Annotated in this window: 12 protein-coding genes; 9 read left to right on the top strand and 3 right to left on the bottom strand. The window is 70.2% G+C overall.

Annotated features, from left to right (window positions below; all coding sequences use genetic code 11):
* Positions 1–693: 693 nt before the first annotated feature.
* The 6 genes from G3I78_RS35125 to G3I78_RS35100 are packed head-to-tail and all read left to right on the top strand — an operon-like array spanning position 694 to position 6,511.
* Positions 694–1,251, top strand: coding sequence for a hypothetical protein (locus G3I78_RS35125; protein WP_164432241.1), 558 nt, complete (start codon positions 694–696; stop codon positions 1,249–1,251).
* 60 nt (positions 1,252–1,311) lie between these two features.
* Positions 1,312–2,925, top strand: a complete 1,614-nt coding sequence (locus G3I78_RS35120) for a Mu transposase C-terminal domain-containing protein (protein WP_164432239.1) — start codon at positions 1,312–1,314, stop codon at positions 2,923–2,925.
* Positions 2,922–3,989, top strand: a complete 1,068-nt coding sequence (locus G3I78_RS35115) for an ATP-binding protein (RefSeq protein ID WP_239158241.1) — start codon at positions 2,922–2,924, stop codon at positions 3,987–3,989. Before G3I78_RS35120 ends, G3I78_RS35115 begins: the two co-directional genes overlap by 4 nt.
* Positions 3,986–4,783 (top strand): ATP-binding protein, encoded by a 798-nt coding sequence (locus G3I78_RS35110; RefSeq protein WP_164432237.1) that lies wholly within the window; start codon positions 3,986–3,988, stop codon positions 4,781–4,783. The genes G3I78_RS35115 and G3I78_RS35110 overlap by 4 nt, the downstream gene beginning before the upstream one ends.
* Positions 4,780–5,925, top strand: coding sequence for a hypothetical protein (locus tag G3I78_RS35105; protein ID WP_164432235.1), 1,146 nt, complete (start codon positions 4,780–4,782; stop codon positions 5,923–5,925). The genes G3I78_RS35110 and G3I78_RS35105 overlap by 4 nt, the downstream gene beginning before the upstream one ends.
* Before the next feature lie 10 nt (positions 5,926–5,935).
* Positions 5,936–6,511 carry a hypothetical protein gene (locus tag G3I78_RS35100; RefSeq protein WP_164432233.1) on the top strand — a complete coding sequence of 192 codons (576 nt, stop codon included), beginning with the start codon at positions 5,936–5,938 and terminating at the stop codon, positions 6,509–6,511.
* Positions 6,512–6,946: 435 nt separating this feature from the next.
* On the opposite strand, the gene G3I78_RS35095 is transcribed toward G3I78_RS35100, so the two are convergent.
* Positions 6,947–7,252, bottom strand: a complete 306-nt coding sequence (locus G3I78_RS35095) for a hypothetical protein (RefSeq protein WP_164432231.1) — start codon at positions 7,250–7,252, stop codon at positions 6,947–6,949.
* Between the two features lie 348 nt (positions 7,253–7,600).
* On the opposite strand from G3I78_RS35095, the gene G3I78_RS35090 reads away from it, so the two are divergent.
* The 3 genes from G3I78_RS35090 to G3I78_RS35080 are packed head-to-tail and all read left to right on the top strand — an operon-like array spanning position 7,601 to position 11,054.
* Entirely contained in the window at positions 7,601–8,197 is a 597-nt protein-coding gene (locus tag G3I78_RS35090; RefSeq protein WP_164432229.1) for a helix-turn-helix domain-containing protein, read from the top strand.
* A 26-nt stretch (positions 8,198–8,223) separates the two neighbouring features.
* Complete coding sequence (locus G3I78_RS35085) at positions 8,224–10,332, top strand: hypothetical protein (RefSeq protein ID WP_164432227.1); 2,109 nt, start codon at positions 8,224–8,226, stop codon at positions 10,330–10,332.
* Complete coding sequence (locus tag G3I78_RS35080) at positions 10,332–11,054, top strand: helix-turn-helix domain containing protein (RefSeq protein ID WP_164432225.1); 723 nt, start codon at positions 10,332–10,334, stop codon at positions 11,052–11,054. The genes G3I78_RS35085 and G3I78_RS35080 overlap by 1 nt, the downstream gene beginning before the upstream one ends.
* Before the next feature lie 385 nt (positions 11,055–11,439).
* Here G3I78_RS35080 and G3I78_RS52335 read toward each other — a convergent pair whose 3' ends face one another.
* The gene (locus G3I78_RS52335) at positions 11,440–11,733 is read right to left on the bottom strand and encodes a hypothetical protein (protein WP_239158240.1); all 294 of its coding nucleotides are present in this window, start codon (positions 11,731–11,733) and stop codon (positions 11,440–11,442) included.
* Between the two features lie 326 nt (positions 11,734–12,059).
* Positions 12,060–12,947 carry an alpha/beta hydrolase gene (locus G3I78_RS35070; RefSeq protein ID WP_239158239.1) on the bottom strand — a complete coding sequence of 296 codons (888 nt, stop codon included), beginning with the start codon at positions 12,945–12,947 and terminating at the stop codon, positions 12,060–12,062.
* Between the last annotated feature and the right edge of the window lie 67 nt (positions 12,948–13,014).

The raw sequence follows: 13,014 nt of genomic DNA, 5'->3' as shown, positions 1-13,014 counted from the left end.
GACGCCGGGCCAGCCACGGACGGCCGGACTGACCGAGCCGCCCACTGCCCAGCAACTAGTTTGAGCCAACTACCGCAGATGGCAGGGGAGTTACGGAGCTCGTACACCGGACGCTGCAGTGCCCCGCCGTCCGGCGTCGCGCGCGCCTGACCCGATCGCCCGGCCCGGGAAGCGCCCCAGCAGGCCGCCCATGCCGGTCCACCTGCCCGGCTGTGCGCTGCCACCTGGGTTTTTCCCGGACCGCGCCGCCAGGGCCATGCTGCACCACCGGCCAGCGACACCGCCCGCGGCGTCCCACAGTCCAAGGTCAAAACGCAACCAGCCAGGTCTGCTGCGCCATCTGCGGGCTGCGGCCGCGCGGGTCGGTGGCGGTCCAGTGCGGGCGGGCGGGGCCCTGAATGGGGGCGTGCGCCAACCGCGCCACAGTTCTCTGGAAATGACTGGAAGTAACTCCTCTCCTAACTTTCCCTGAATATGTTGCGGGTTGTGGCGGTCGCATCACGGCCTCGCCCGGTGTCTCGCCCTGCACCACCCCACAAGGACTGGGTCCGGGCGCACCGCTACAGCGCCCGCGCGCGGACCGCCACCCGCGGCCAAGGCCCGCCTGCGTGGCGTCATCCGCCCGCTCACCACCTGCGGCCGGCTCCGCCCTGGCTGTCATGAAGCACACCGACGAGACGAGAGGAAAAGGCTGTGGGATTCGGGGAGTTGGGCGCCCAGGGCATCGAAGGAGGCCGTGCTCTGGCCGAGAGCCTGGACCGGCGGGTCTTCGACGATGTCGCGTGGAGGCGCGGTGACGAGGAGCTCCTCGACCAGGCGCTGGCCTATCTGGTGAAGAAGAAGTCCGCGGCAGCCGCGCTTCACGCCCACGGGATCACCGCCGACGCCCACCTCCTTGCCGCGTGGCGGTCGAAGACCCGCACTCCGGATGCCGAGCAGCGGCGGCTCCTGCAGCTGGCCTTCCGTGACCTGCGTCGCCGCAACATCGCCCCGTACCTGACCCGCCTGTTCAACGCGGACGGCGGCACCCGGATCGAGATCCACCCTGTCGACCAGGAGGCCGTCGACGCCCGCCACCGGCGCGACCTGCGGGTGAGGCGCAAGAACATCTGGCGCTGGAACCGGGTCATCGCCGCCTGGGCGCGGCAGGACTCCCTGGAGATGGAGCACCTGTGGCAGGACCTGATGAGCGACATGGATTCCGACCACCGCTCCTACCACTACGTACGGCATATCGGCATCCTCGGCTGACTCCGCCCGCCGCCGATCTCACCTGCCGCACCCCGCCGCATTGTGAAGGGAGTTGCCCCGGTGCCCCGGGACTCGACTGACACCCCGCCCGATGACGCCTCACCCGACGAGCAGGACCACGCGCCACGGCGCCGGCGGGAGAAGAAGAAGCTGCTGGCGGCCGCCGTCCGCTCGCTGATGGAGCTGCGCCGGCACGGCGACATGACCAGGGCCGAGGTGCAGATGGCCGCCCGCAGCGTGGGCGTCCACGAACGCACGGTGTGGCGGCGTCTGGAAAAGGCCCAGGCCTCCGGCAGCGCCGACCTCCCCGAACGTCCCCGGTTCACGATCACCGTGGACCTCCGCATCAAACTCGCCTACCACCACGGCAACATCAAAGCCGTCCACCTCGAACTTCTCGACGAAGCCGACGACGAGCGGGACGTGCCGAGCCTGTCCACCCTGCACCGCGCGGTGAAGCGGGATCTGCCCAAAGGGGACCTGGCGGGCCTGCGCGCGGGCATCCCTGCCTCCCGTGCGCACGACCCTCACCTGCGCCGCCCTCCCACATGTCGCAACGAGGAGTGGGAAGGCGACCACAAGCAAGTCCCCGTCCTGGTCTGGGCGGACGGACGCCTCGTCAAACCGTGGGTTACCTGGTTCTGCGACTGCCACACCGGCATGATCATGGGCTGGGCCGTCACGCCCCACTACCCGCACCGTGCGTCGATCCTGGCCGCCCTGCGCTCCTGCATCCTCACCGACGAGGTGCACGGCCCGGCGGGCGGGCTGCCCCGCCGCATCCGCATCGACCGCGGCAAGGACTTCCTCTCCCGGGCCGTGAGCGAGGCCATGGGCACCTTCAGTGTCCAGGTGGACGTCCTGCCGCCCTACACCCCCCACCTCAAAGGCAGCATCGAAAACCTCAACCGGGCAGCGACCAGCATGTTCTTCTCCACCCTGCCCCGCTACACCAAGTCCCAGAAACTCGATGCCAAACGGCGGGTGGGAGACAAGGACCCCGCGCTGGCGTTCGAGGCCTTCGTCGAGCGGCTCGCGACGTGGGTGCGCACCCGCAACGCCGAACACCGCATGCAGGGCTACGGCAACGTCACCCCGCTTGAGAGCTGGCTCGACGACGACACCCCGCTGCGCGTGCCGCCCCTGGAGGATCTGCACGTCTTCCTGCTGGAGGAGGAACGCTCCACCCGCGTCATCCACGGCCACGGCATCCGCTGGCAGAACCGCGACTACGTCGGCGCCTGGATGACCGGCCGCACCGGCACCCCGGTCCGCATCCGCTACCAGCCCCACCACCCCCGCACCATCGAGGTCTTCGACGCACACACCGACCAGCACCTGGGCACCGCGCATCTGGCCGACGAGGCCAGCGAGGAAGAGATCCGCGCCGTCTACGAGGCCCGCGACGAACGGGTACGCCGCCTGCGTCGCGACCTGACCGAGGCACAGCGCGTGCGCCGGCGCCGCTTCCAGGCCGTCACCCAGGCCGAGCCCGCCCGCACCACCGGGACCATGACCCGCTCCCAGGCCGCCGCCGAACTCGCCCTCACCCGCCGCTCGCGGGCCAAGGACGACGGCGTGCCCGCCGGATACATGCCCCGCCGCGTCACCCCCGGCGCCCGCTGGGCCATCCCCCGACCCGCCGGCACAGAGGAGGAGAACACCACCCCATGACCTCCGCACCCTCGCGGGCACTGCGCACCATCAGCCCGCACGGGCACATCCACTGGCACGGCCGCACCTACAGTGCCGCCTTCACCCTCGCCCATGCCGGTGAGCGCATCACCGTCGAACCCGGTCCCGACACCGATCAGATCAAGGTCCAGGCCCCGGTAACCGGCCTCCACCTCGGCATTGCCCGCGCACTGACCGGCCCCACCACCCCTGCCCCCACCCACCCCTCGCCCGTATCAGGAGCAGCAATGGCCGCCACTACCGTCACCCCCGCCGCCGACGACGGCGGCGAAGATCCCGCCTTCTACCTCGACCTGCCCGACGCCCGCATCGTCGCCACCGAAGCCCTCCTGGAAGCCGGCGAGAACATCGCCGACACCATCGACGCCCGTGCCATGTCCTGCATCTACGGCGACGCCGGCCTGGGCAAGACCTTCTCCGTGCACGCCGCGCTCAAGGAAGTCGCCGCCGACCTCGTCCTGCTCCTGCAGTTCCGCTCCCGCCCCACCCCGCGCGACATCCGCATGGAACTCTTCGACGTCCTGCACCTGGACGGCAAACCCCCCGCCCACCCCAGCGAGTTCGACCGGCTCCTCAAGCGCGCCCTGGCCCGCCGCCCCTACATTCTGGTCTGCGACGAAGCCCAGCAGTTCAGCCGCGAATGCTTCGAGTTCGTCCGCCACCTGTACGACACCGGCAAGGGAAAGAGCCGGCCCGCCGTCCTCTTCGTCGGCGGCGAGGAGTGCTACAAGACCCTCTACAACGAGCCCGCCCTCGCCTCCCGGATCTACATCTGGCAGGAGTTCACCCCCATGGAGCCCGCCGAGGTCGCCAAGAACATCCCCCTGTTCCACCCGGTCTGGGCCACCGCCGCACCCGAGCTGATCGACTTCATCGACCAGGAAGCCGGCGGCGGCACCTTCCGCATGTGGTCCAAGATCACCCACCATGTGCTCGAGGGCATGAAGCGCCGCGGCCTGAGCGACGTCGACGAGACCCTCGCCCGCTGGGCCATCCGCCGCTCCCGCCCCGCCCGACCGGTCCGCCGCGACGACGACCGGTGAACACCACCGCCCTCTCGCGCCGGGCCACCCGCACCACCCCGGTCGCCACGGCCCACGGCACCGTCCGCTTCGCCCGCCACCACCTCATCCTCACCGGCGCTCGCACCGTCCACACCCCCCAGACCGCCGCCGTCGCCGCCGCCCTTGAGGCCACCGTCACCGAGCAGGGCATGATGTGCCTGGCCGCCTGTGCGGGGGCAGGCAAGACCTTCACCCTGCACACCGTGCTCGACGAGCACCCCGCCTGGCATGCCATCCGCCTCCTGCCCCAGCCGCAGGCCCGTCCCGGCGATCTTCGGCACAGCCTCCACCACGCCCTGAGCCTGCCCGGACACCCCCCCCAGGACCCCGGCACCAGCGACGACCTCATCCGCCACGCCCTGCACCATCCCTCCCGGCTGCTCGTCATCGACGAAGCCCACCAACTCTCCGCCTCCTGCCTGGAATACCTCCGCTACCTCTACGACGACCCCCACACCCGCATCGCCCTGGTACTGGCCGCCGGCAGCCACCGCCTCCGTGCCCTGCGCACCACCGCCCTGCTCGCCTCCCGCGTGACCTGCTGGCACGACCTCGACCCCCTCGATGCCACGCAGATCACCACCGTCATCCCCGCCTTCCACCCCCACTGGAAGACCACCGACCCGGCCCTGCTCCTGCACCTCGACCAGACGTGGGCCCGCGGCAACTTCCGACGCTGGGCCACCCTCACCCACCGCGCCACCACCCGGCCCGCCCCCGCCGACCCCGACGCACTCCTGCGCCACCTCACCCCCCGCCCGGAGACGCCATGACCACCCACTCGCCCCCGCCCGATACGTCCGAGCCCGCCGGCTCACGCCACGACAGCGAGTGGAGCCCGACCTGGCCACCACGCCGCAACGCCACGCCCTCCCGCCTCACCGTCGTCGTCACCGTGCAGGACGAACAGGACTACATGCACCTGGCGTTCTCCGCCCACCAGCCCCGCCACGGCCGCATCACCGTCCACCCCACCCCGCTCGCAGGAAACGGCCCCTACCTGGCCCACGACATCGTCCGCGCCCTCGGCAAACACCTGCCCCTGCCCGACGACGACCACGGTCTGCCCGCATGGGCCACCCACAGCGACCACAGCTGGCGCATCACTGCCGCCTGGATCCTCACCCTGGGCATCAGCCACCTGACCGTCTGCCGAGCCCACCGGCTCAGCACAGGCCAGTGGGAACAGCTGCTCGCGCTCAGCACCCGCACTGGCCTCCACCTGACCCTGTTGTGCAACGGCCCCATCCCGCCGAAGACCCTCGGCCTGCTGGAGACCACCGAGCACCAGCTTCTCAACAACCGACCAGCCGCAGCTGCCCACTGGCATCCCCCGACCCGCCTGCGAGAACCCGCCGGCTACCCGTGGTGGCAGCACCGCGCACCCTTCCCGCCGCCAGACGACGAACTGCAGTTCCGCATGCCGCCCCAGCCCCTGAAGCCCGTCACCCTGGTCTTCACGCCCTCGTCCTTGCCCCCAGGCCCCATACCGCCTCTGCCCCTACCCGGGCCGCACCAAGACCCCCTTCACCCCCACGCCCTCCAGATCGCCCACCGCATCCACACCCGCGTCGCCCACCCCGTCCACGCCGCGTGTGTCGCCGTGGCCGCGCTGACCGGGTACAGCAGCCAGCAGATCAAGGCCCTCCACACCCACGTGAGCAACGGCCTCCCCACGCTGCCGGCCTGGACAACGCTGCTGATGGACGCAGCCCGCCATCTCGCCGCTCTGCGCGGCCATCCCGACGCCCCCAATCCGCTGTCCGTCCCCGGCTGGGAGCACGCCGAAATCGGTCAGTCGCTCCTCGCCTGCCGGCTCCTGCCCACCCCGCCCAGCCGCCGCTCCCGCACGCCCGGTGTCCGTACCTCGCGACCAGCCACGATCCGCCAGCTGCGTGGCCGCCCCGCCCCCTGAAGGAACCCTCATGCTCGACCGGCTCCACACCGACTCCGTCGCAGAAGCCCTCGACATTGCCGACGCCCACCACTGGACCCGACAGCCCCCGCGCTCGGACCGGGCCCGCCTGCGCTTTCTCACCTCCCACACCCCAGACCTCGCCGCCCTGGCCGGCCTCCTGAACACCACTCCCCGGACCCTGCAGCACATCCTCATCCGCCAATCCGCCACGCCCAACGAGGCGTTGAGCCGCGCCATCCTCAAAGAAGTCATCCGGCTGTGGCAGCCCCGCATCCGCCGCCGGGCCCACCAAAACATCGGCGTTCACCAGCACAGCATGTGGGTGTACTTCCGTGGCTGGTTCGGCTTCGACGTATCGGAAGGCTCCTCGGACGACGGCCGCATACGCCTCCTGACACAGCCCCTGCATCACCCCTACCCGGCGCGCCTGCTCGAAGCCCGGTATCACGGTGCCAGCGAGCAGGAGCTGCGTAGCATCGTCGCCGATGCGATAGGCGAGTCCTACTTCGGATTCTCACCAGGCCCCGGCGGCCTGCACGCGGTAAGACTCACCAACGTCGACTTCATAGAGTTCTCCCACTGAACCCAGATGGCCGCCAAGGACGTTGGCGAGCCGAAATTCAACAGCCGCCACTACAAAGGCAGCTCATCGGCTCGCACCAGGCCCAGGAGAGGGAGCCGAACGGCGGCAGGGCAGTCACGCGGGGCTGACCGGCGGGGCAGACCCCGGTGTGCTGCTCAAGACAGGCCAGACCAGTCCTTGAGGGGAGCGCCCCGACGCGGTGTCCCAGCGCTCACCTGCCAAGCACGGCGCAACGCTTTGGAGGGACGGCCCGCCAAGGCCGCCCCCTGACCCGGCAAGAGAGAGCATGGATGCCATGGCCACCACGCGTGAGCAGCCCGTGCCGTCCATCAGCGGTCGCGGACGCGCACCACCCCGCGAACGATCATGAGGCGGTGGGAGGACCAGGCGGGGTGGCAGATGTCGCACACGGTCTTGTGCCATCCGTATGGGTCGTCATTGCGGGTGCGGACGCGGCCCGGTGCACCGCAGAACTCGCAGACATGCACCGACTCCGCCTCGGCGGCAGCGATGCGTGCGGCTGTCGCCTGCCGGATCCTCCACGTGGAGGCGCAGGCCGCCGAGCTTTTCTGTGAGGTCGACGAGACGGTAGTCGGGGGCGATCGCATGGACCTGTTCGTGCAGATGCTCCAGCAACTGCCGCCAGCCCGGCCCGACCGCGTGAGTGCGTTCGGGGATCTGTACCGGCTGCGAACCGGGCGCCGCACTGGGATTGGACATGCCGCCCATCGTCGCGCCCACAGCACCTGCGTGCACATCGGCACACCTTCGCCGTAGCGACCACGCACGGCAGTTTGCTCCCGCATCTTACTTCGCCCGTTGAGCCCGCTTCCTGCTGACCGTCACGAGCGCGGGCAGGCAGATGCCCTGGTGACCGCGGCGGCGGTCACCGACCGCCCGGGCCGCACGGTGGCCACAGGAGGCGGTGAGGACGGCGATGCGCGACTTCCGCCGAAGGCAGCCTGCTGGCCGGTTGCCGTCCGACAACGCCTCGCGTTGTGCTGGCCGAGACGGAGTTGACTCTCTTTCACAGTTCGCGTTAGGTTACATGCCAAATCAGATATTTGAGTTCGCATGGAGGTAGGTGAGATGCTGTTGACCACCGGGCAGGCCGCAGAAGAGCTTGGCTGTGCGATCACCACTTTCCGCCGCCTCATCCAGGCGGGACTGCTGCCGGGCCTGTCGCGCCGCGGCGTGCGCGTCATGATCCCGCTCGAAGTCGTGCAGGCCCTCCGGGAGCGCCGACACGCGCCACTCGGTCAGCTGCAGGCCACGGAAGTCGCCGTTCTGCGTGTCGACACAGCCAGGCCCACAACGGAACCGGACCGTAGCTGGCTCGGTTTCGCCGTACGCCTCGCCCCCGAAGACCTGCTCAAGGCGTTGCGTGGCTGGTGGCGGTGCGACGCGGCGAGCGTCGCGGCCGGGGGAGTGCTGCCGGTGACCCTCGCTGGCTACGTCGTGGCCGTCCTGACCGGACTGGAGCGCTGGGAGAAGAACACCGAGGGCCGTCACGCCTTTCCCAACGCACGCCTGGCCGGCTACACCACGGACCTGGCCACCCCGCAGACAGTAATCACCTCCAGCGCGGACGACGACCGCCGGATCGCCGAACTGCTGCTGGGCACCCGGCTGGCCTCGAATTCGGGCGGGGCCATCGCCTACGTTCCCACGAACACCACCGGCTGAACTCCGGCCCGGACAAGGAAGCCCCGATGGACGCACAGAGCTACAACGCTGCGCTCGCCGATCTGCGCACGGTGCGGGATGCGATCAAGAAGGCCCGGACGGAACTGACGAAGTTGGAGGCCGACCGGGACAAACAGATTGCCCAGCTCGCCTCTTATGAGAAGGCGAAGGCGGAGCGAATCGCCCCGGCAGCGGGACTGAGCGTGGCCGATATCGTCCTCCTGGCCCCCGCCCTGGCCCCCCACCGCCTTGCCGCAGCCGACGATGCACCGCAGCCGCAGCCTCCAGCTCCCGAGCCGTCCCCGGCCCAGACCGCCTCTGAGGCCGGACAACAGCCGCCGCAGCAGGGAGCGGCCGCCCTCTCGATGAGCGCAGCCCGCTCACAACCCACCGCCTCACCTGCCGCGGCCGAAACCACACAACGTACGGCGCCGCAGGCACCGCCCGAGCCACGCAGCCTGCCCTCCGTCCCCGAGGGCGTCGTCGGGGATGCCTGGTTCACCCACACCACCGGCCTGGCCTCCACGCGGCCGAACTTCACCCAGCAGGCCCGCTCCACGGTGTTCCTGGATACCGCGACGGGCGTCCTGGTGCATCGCGACCAGACCCACCGCCTCGACCTGGGTGCCGCCTCGGCCGCGGAGATCCTCACCGCCGTCTTCCGCACCCTCCCTGAAGGCGTGGAGCGCATCTACATCACCGCCGGTGACCCCTGGCATCGCGACGCCGCCCGCTACCCCTACCTACGTGACGCGGTGGCCGCCTGGCTGAACGCCCCCATCCCGGGCTGGCGCGCGGACACCGGCCGTGGCCGCGACCGGATGGCCGGGCACTTCGTCCACGCCCGCAATCCCGTCGGCCGCTACCAGCGCGAAAATGGCGAGCAGCATGTGGAGATCCGCTCGGTGGGGGAGTGGTTCGACCTCGACTGCGACACCCCGCACATCGTCCGCGACGCCTTCGTGCTGCTGTGGCAGGCCCTGCGCCGCCACTGGAACGATGCGGTCCTCATGGGTTCCCCCTCGCAGACCGGCCGTGACCTGTGGACGCGGACCATTCCCACGCGCGGCCAGCACGCCGACGGCTTCCCCGTGCTGTCGGAGGAACTGCGCGGCCTGCTGCACGCCACCGCGGGCCAGGGCCGCAACGAACTGCTCACCCCGCCCCGGGTCCCCGATCAACTGCCCCAACTCGTCGAATACGACCGCACCTTCGCCTACGCCAAGCACACCTGGAAATCCCCGGTCGGCACCCCCCGCCGCATCACGGCGGCCACGTTCGCCGCCTGGTCGGAGAAGGAGCAGATGCGGGCCCTGTACGGGTGCGGACACTGGCACGTCCGCGTCACCGTGCCCGACGGCTGGAACCACGTCGGTCTGCTGCCCGCCCCCGCCCCAGGCGACCGCGCCTGGCACTACCCGGCCACCCCCGGCGCCACCTTCACCACCTGGGCCGGCGGCCCCGAAATCCACACCGCCCTGACCAACCCCCTCACCCCGTGGAAGATCGAGATCCTCGACGGCATCCTGTGGGAGGACGGCAAACCCCTCGACGACTGGGCCAAGAAACTCAAGGAGACCTGGACCAACCTCTCCGCGCAGGCCCACTTCCAGGGCAATCCCGAGCAGGCCAGGGCCGCGCACCTCGCCTCCCGCGCGGTGCGCTCCATCCTGCTGTACGGCATCGGCGCCTTTGCCCAACGGCCCCGCATGGTCACTGGCACCACCCCTCGCAACGCCGAGCGAGACGTGCCCACGGGCGCCGAAATCATCGGCTTCGACGACCAATTGATCACCTGGCAGAAGCCCACCGGCTTCAGCCGTGACCCCAACGCCCACCCCGAATGGGCTGCCGCCATCTGGTCCGGTGCCCGCGCTGCCCTCCTCACCCAACGCCACCGCGACGACAACACCCATGCGGGTGCCCTGCACACCCCGCCCGGCACCGTCGTCGCCTTCCGCACCGACGCCCTCTACCTCACCCAGCCCCAGAACTGGCCCTACCACCACCAGCCCGGCGACTACCTCCTCAAAGGCCACCTCGCCGGGCCCCTGTCCGCCCCCACCACCGAAGAGGAACTCCTCACCGTGCGCGATGCCGGACGTGCTGCCCTCACCACCGCACAAGAGGCGTGATGGCGCCCCGCCCCCGCCGTAACCGTCCCGCTGGGCGAGGCGAGTTGAACGAAGCGGCCCACCTCGCCGACCGGCTCCAGAGCGCTGGCTACTCCAAGCGTGACATCGCCCGCATTATCGACCGCGACCCGTCCCTAGTCTCGCAGTTCTACACCAAGAACAAGGGCGCGGCCTTCGTCGCTGCCCTACGCGACGTGCTCACCGCCGTCGAGGCCGGTGGCATCACCGACCTGCCCGAACTGGCCGTGATCGCCGCCCGGCGCATCACCCGCCGCACCACCGCCTCCGGTGCCACAGCCCGGGTGCGCGGCAAAGCCGTCCTGATCACTCCCACCGGCTCCGGCACAGGCCGCGTCGGAGCCCAGGCGATCGCCTCCGGCTCAGCCCGCCTGCGCCCCTTGATCGCCGAAGCAGCCCGCCTCGGCCTGCGTCTGGCCTTCACCGTCCGCCTGGCCAAGTCCGCCTACCTGCACCCCTCTGGCAGCCGCACCGACTCACCCGGCATCCGCCGTGACGTCATCCAGCGCGCCGACCACACCGAGGAACGCTCCTACGGCTCCGCTCAGACCGGCGGGCACGACGCCGCCGACTTCGCCCAACGCGTGGACGCCGCAGGCGGAGACGTCACCGCAGCCGTCCACCAATGGCTCGTAGACAGCGGACGCATCCACGCGGACGCCCAGATCATCCACCTCGAGGTGCGCACCTGGCGCCCGCACTGACCTGCCACTGGCTCGGCGCGCAGCCTGGCGAGGTTCTCCACCCGGCCGGAGCAGAACCAGTGCCGGTCGACGCGCTCGGCGAGGGCGAGGAAGAAGTCCTGGTGGCGCACCTCCAGTGAGCGTTCCTCGCCGGATTCCGCCAGCCGCTCCCGCCCGTACTGCCGGATGCTCTCCAGCAGCCGGTAGCGCCGGCCCTCCGCCTCGTAAGCCAGAACGACGGACTGGGCGACCAGCCGGTCGGGGAGGTCCGCCACCTCGGGCCGGGCGATACCGTCTCCGGCGCAGACGCCCTCCACCGCCTCCAGGGTGAACCCGCCGGAGAAGACCGACAGCCGGCGCCACAGCAGCCGCTCCGCCGGAGCGCACAGTTCGTAGCTCCAGTCGATCACCCCGCGCAGAGTGCGCTGGTGGCCGGGGCAGTCCGGCTGCCGGTGAGCAGCGCGAACCGGTCCTCCAGCCGGTCCGTCAACTGTTCGACGGTGAGACCCCGCAGCCGGGATGCCGCCAGCTCGATCGCCAGCGGCAGCCCGTCCAGGTCGGCACAGAGCCGGGCCACTTCGGCTTGGTTGGCCTCGCCGCCGACGAACTCCGGACGCACGGCGGTGGCCCGGTCCCGGAGCAACGCCACCGCCTCGTCCGACGGCAGCGGCGCGACGGCCAGGACATGCTCGCCGGTCACGCCCAGCGTGTGGCGGCTGGTCGCCAGGATGCGCAGCTCCGGCGTGACCCGTGGCGACCGCGTGCCCGGTGTCGGCCTTCCGATGGGCCGCAGCGGCTCAGCGATTCCTGTCGTCCGCCAGCGCAGTCTCCCCACACTTCCGGCCGCGCGGAAACCGCCTCACCACCAGCTGGTCCCGCGCGCAGGGGACCGACCGCTTCACCGCTTGGAACAAGATCTCCGGCCTGTCCACCGCGGCCTGACGGGGTCGCGGCACAGCCCCGACCCCGTCCCGCACATCCCGACACACCCTGTGACCGGCCAAGTGGACAGCGCCCTTGCAGGTGTTACTCGTCAAGGAACTGAAGGGCGTGCTTCAGGAACCGCTCGGGGTACTGGAACTGCGCTCCATGCCCGGCATCGGGGTAGATCAGCAACTGGGCGTTGGGGATGTTCTGGGCGAGGTGCCAGGAGTTGATCGAGGCGATCATCACGTCGTTCTCGCCGTTGAGGACCAGCGTCGGCTGGGTGATCGCGTTCAGGAAGGCATAGGGATTCTCGCCCGGCAGCGGTTCCGCATAGGCGATAGCCGCTTCGAACTGCGCCTGCGCGACCGCGGGCGAGCTCGGCGGGTCCTGGTCGGCCCGCTGGTGGCGCCGCTCCCAGAAGGCCCGGCCCGCTTCGACCGCGGCGTCCGAGCGGCCGAAGAACAGGAAGAGGAAGTCCTCCACGGTGGGAACCGGATTCAGTGCGTACTCAGGCACCTTGGGGTCACTCGTCGGGTCCCCGCCTCGCAGGCCGGTGCCGAGCAGGAGGAGCTTGCGCACCAGCTGGGGGTGGCGCAATGTGACCTCCTGCGCCTGGTAACCGCCGATCGAGAAGCCGAGCAGATCGACCTGCTCCAGCCCCAGCGCCCGGATGACCGCGGCGATGTCGTCGGCCATGTCCTCCATCCGGTTACGCGGCGTGCCGGATGACGAGGCGATGCCGCGCCCGTTGAACAGGATGACCTCACGGCCTTCCGCCAGGCCATCGGTGAGCAGGGGGTCCCAGTTGTCCATTCCCCCGCGGAAGTGCTGGACGAGGAAGATCGGGACGCCGGAGGGCTTGCCCCAACGCCGGTAGGCGAATCGGTCGCCGTCGACCTCGATGTACTGGGTCGGTGCGGTCACATGCGTGTCACTCATGGCCTGCGCCTTTCTGGTGGGTATGAGCAATACGATGACGATCGTCATCTAAAAAGTCAACATCTTTGATGTCGATCGACATCTATGTATGCTTGGCTGTCGAGCGTCGACCGAA

Source organism: Streptomyces sp. SID13726, from assembly GCF_010548375.1.
Lineage (GTDB): Bacteria > Actinomycetota > Actinomycetes > Streptomycetales > Streptomycetaceae > Streptomyces.
This window is presented reverse-complemented; position numbering and strand designations above follow the sequence as displayed.

What these genes read in the sequence shown, in the direction of transcription:
- G3I78_RS35115 (WP_239158241.1), top strand. Translation starts at nt 2,922, where the DNA reads ATGACCTCCGCACCCTCGCGGGCACTGCGCACCATCAGCCCGCACGGG.
- G3I78_RS35105 (WP_164432235.1), top strand. Translation starts at nt 4,780, where the DNA reads ATGACCACCCACTCGCCCCCGCCCGATACGTCCGAGCCCGCCGGCTCA.
- G3I78_RS35100 (WP_164432233.1), top strand. Translation starts at nt 5,936, where the DNA reads ATGCTCGACCGGCTCCACACCGACTCCGTCGCAGAAGCCCTCGACATT.
- G3I78_RS35090 (WP_164432229.1), top strand. Translation starts at nt 7,601, where the DNA reads ATGCTGTTGACCACCGGGCAGGCCGCAGAAGAGCTTGGCTGTGCGATC.
- G3I78_RS35085 (WP_164432227.1), top strand. Translation starts at nt 8,224, where the DNA reads ATGGACGCACAGAGCTACAACGCTGCGCTCGCCGATCTGCGCACGGTG.
- G3I78_RS35080 (WP_164432225.1), top strand. Translation starts at nt 10,332, where the DNA reads ATGGCGCCCCGCCCCCGCCGTAACCGTCCCGCTGGGCGAGGCGAGTTG.
- G3I78_RS35070 (WP_239158239.1), bottom strand. Translation starts at nt 12,947, where the DNA reads ATGACGATCGTCATCGTATTGCTCATACCCACCAGAAAGGCGCAGGCC.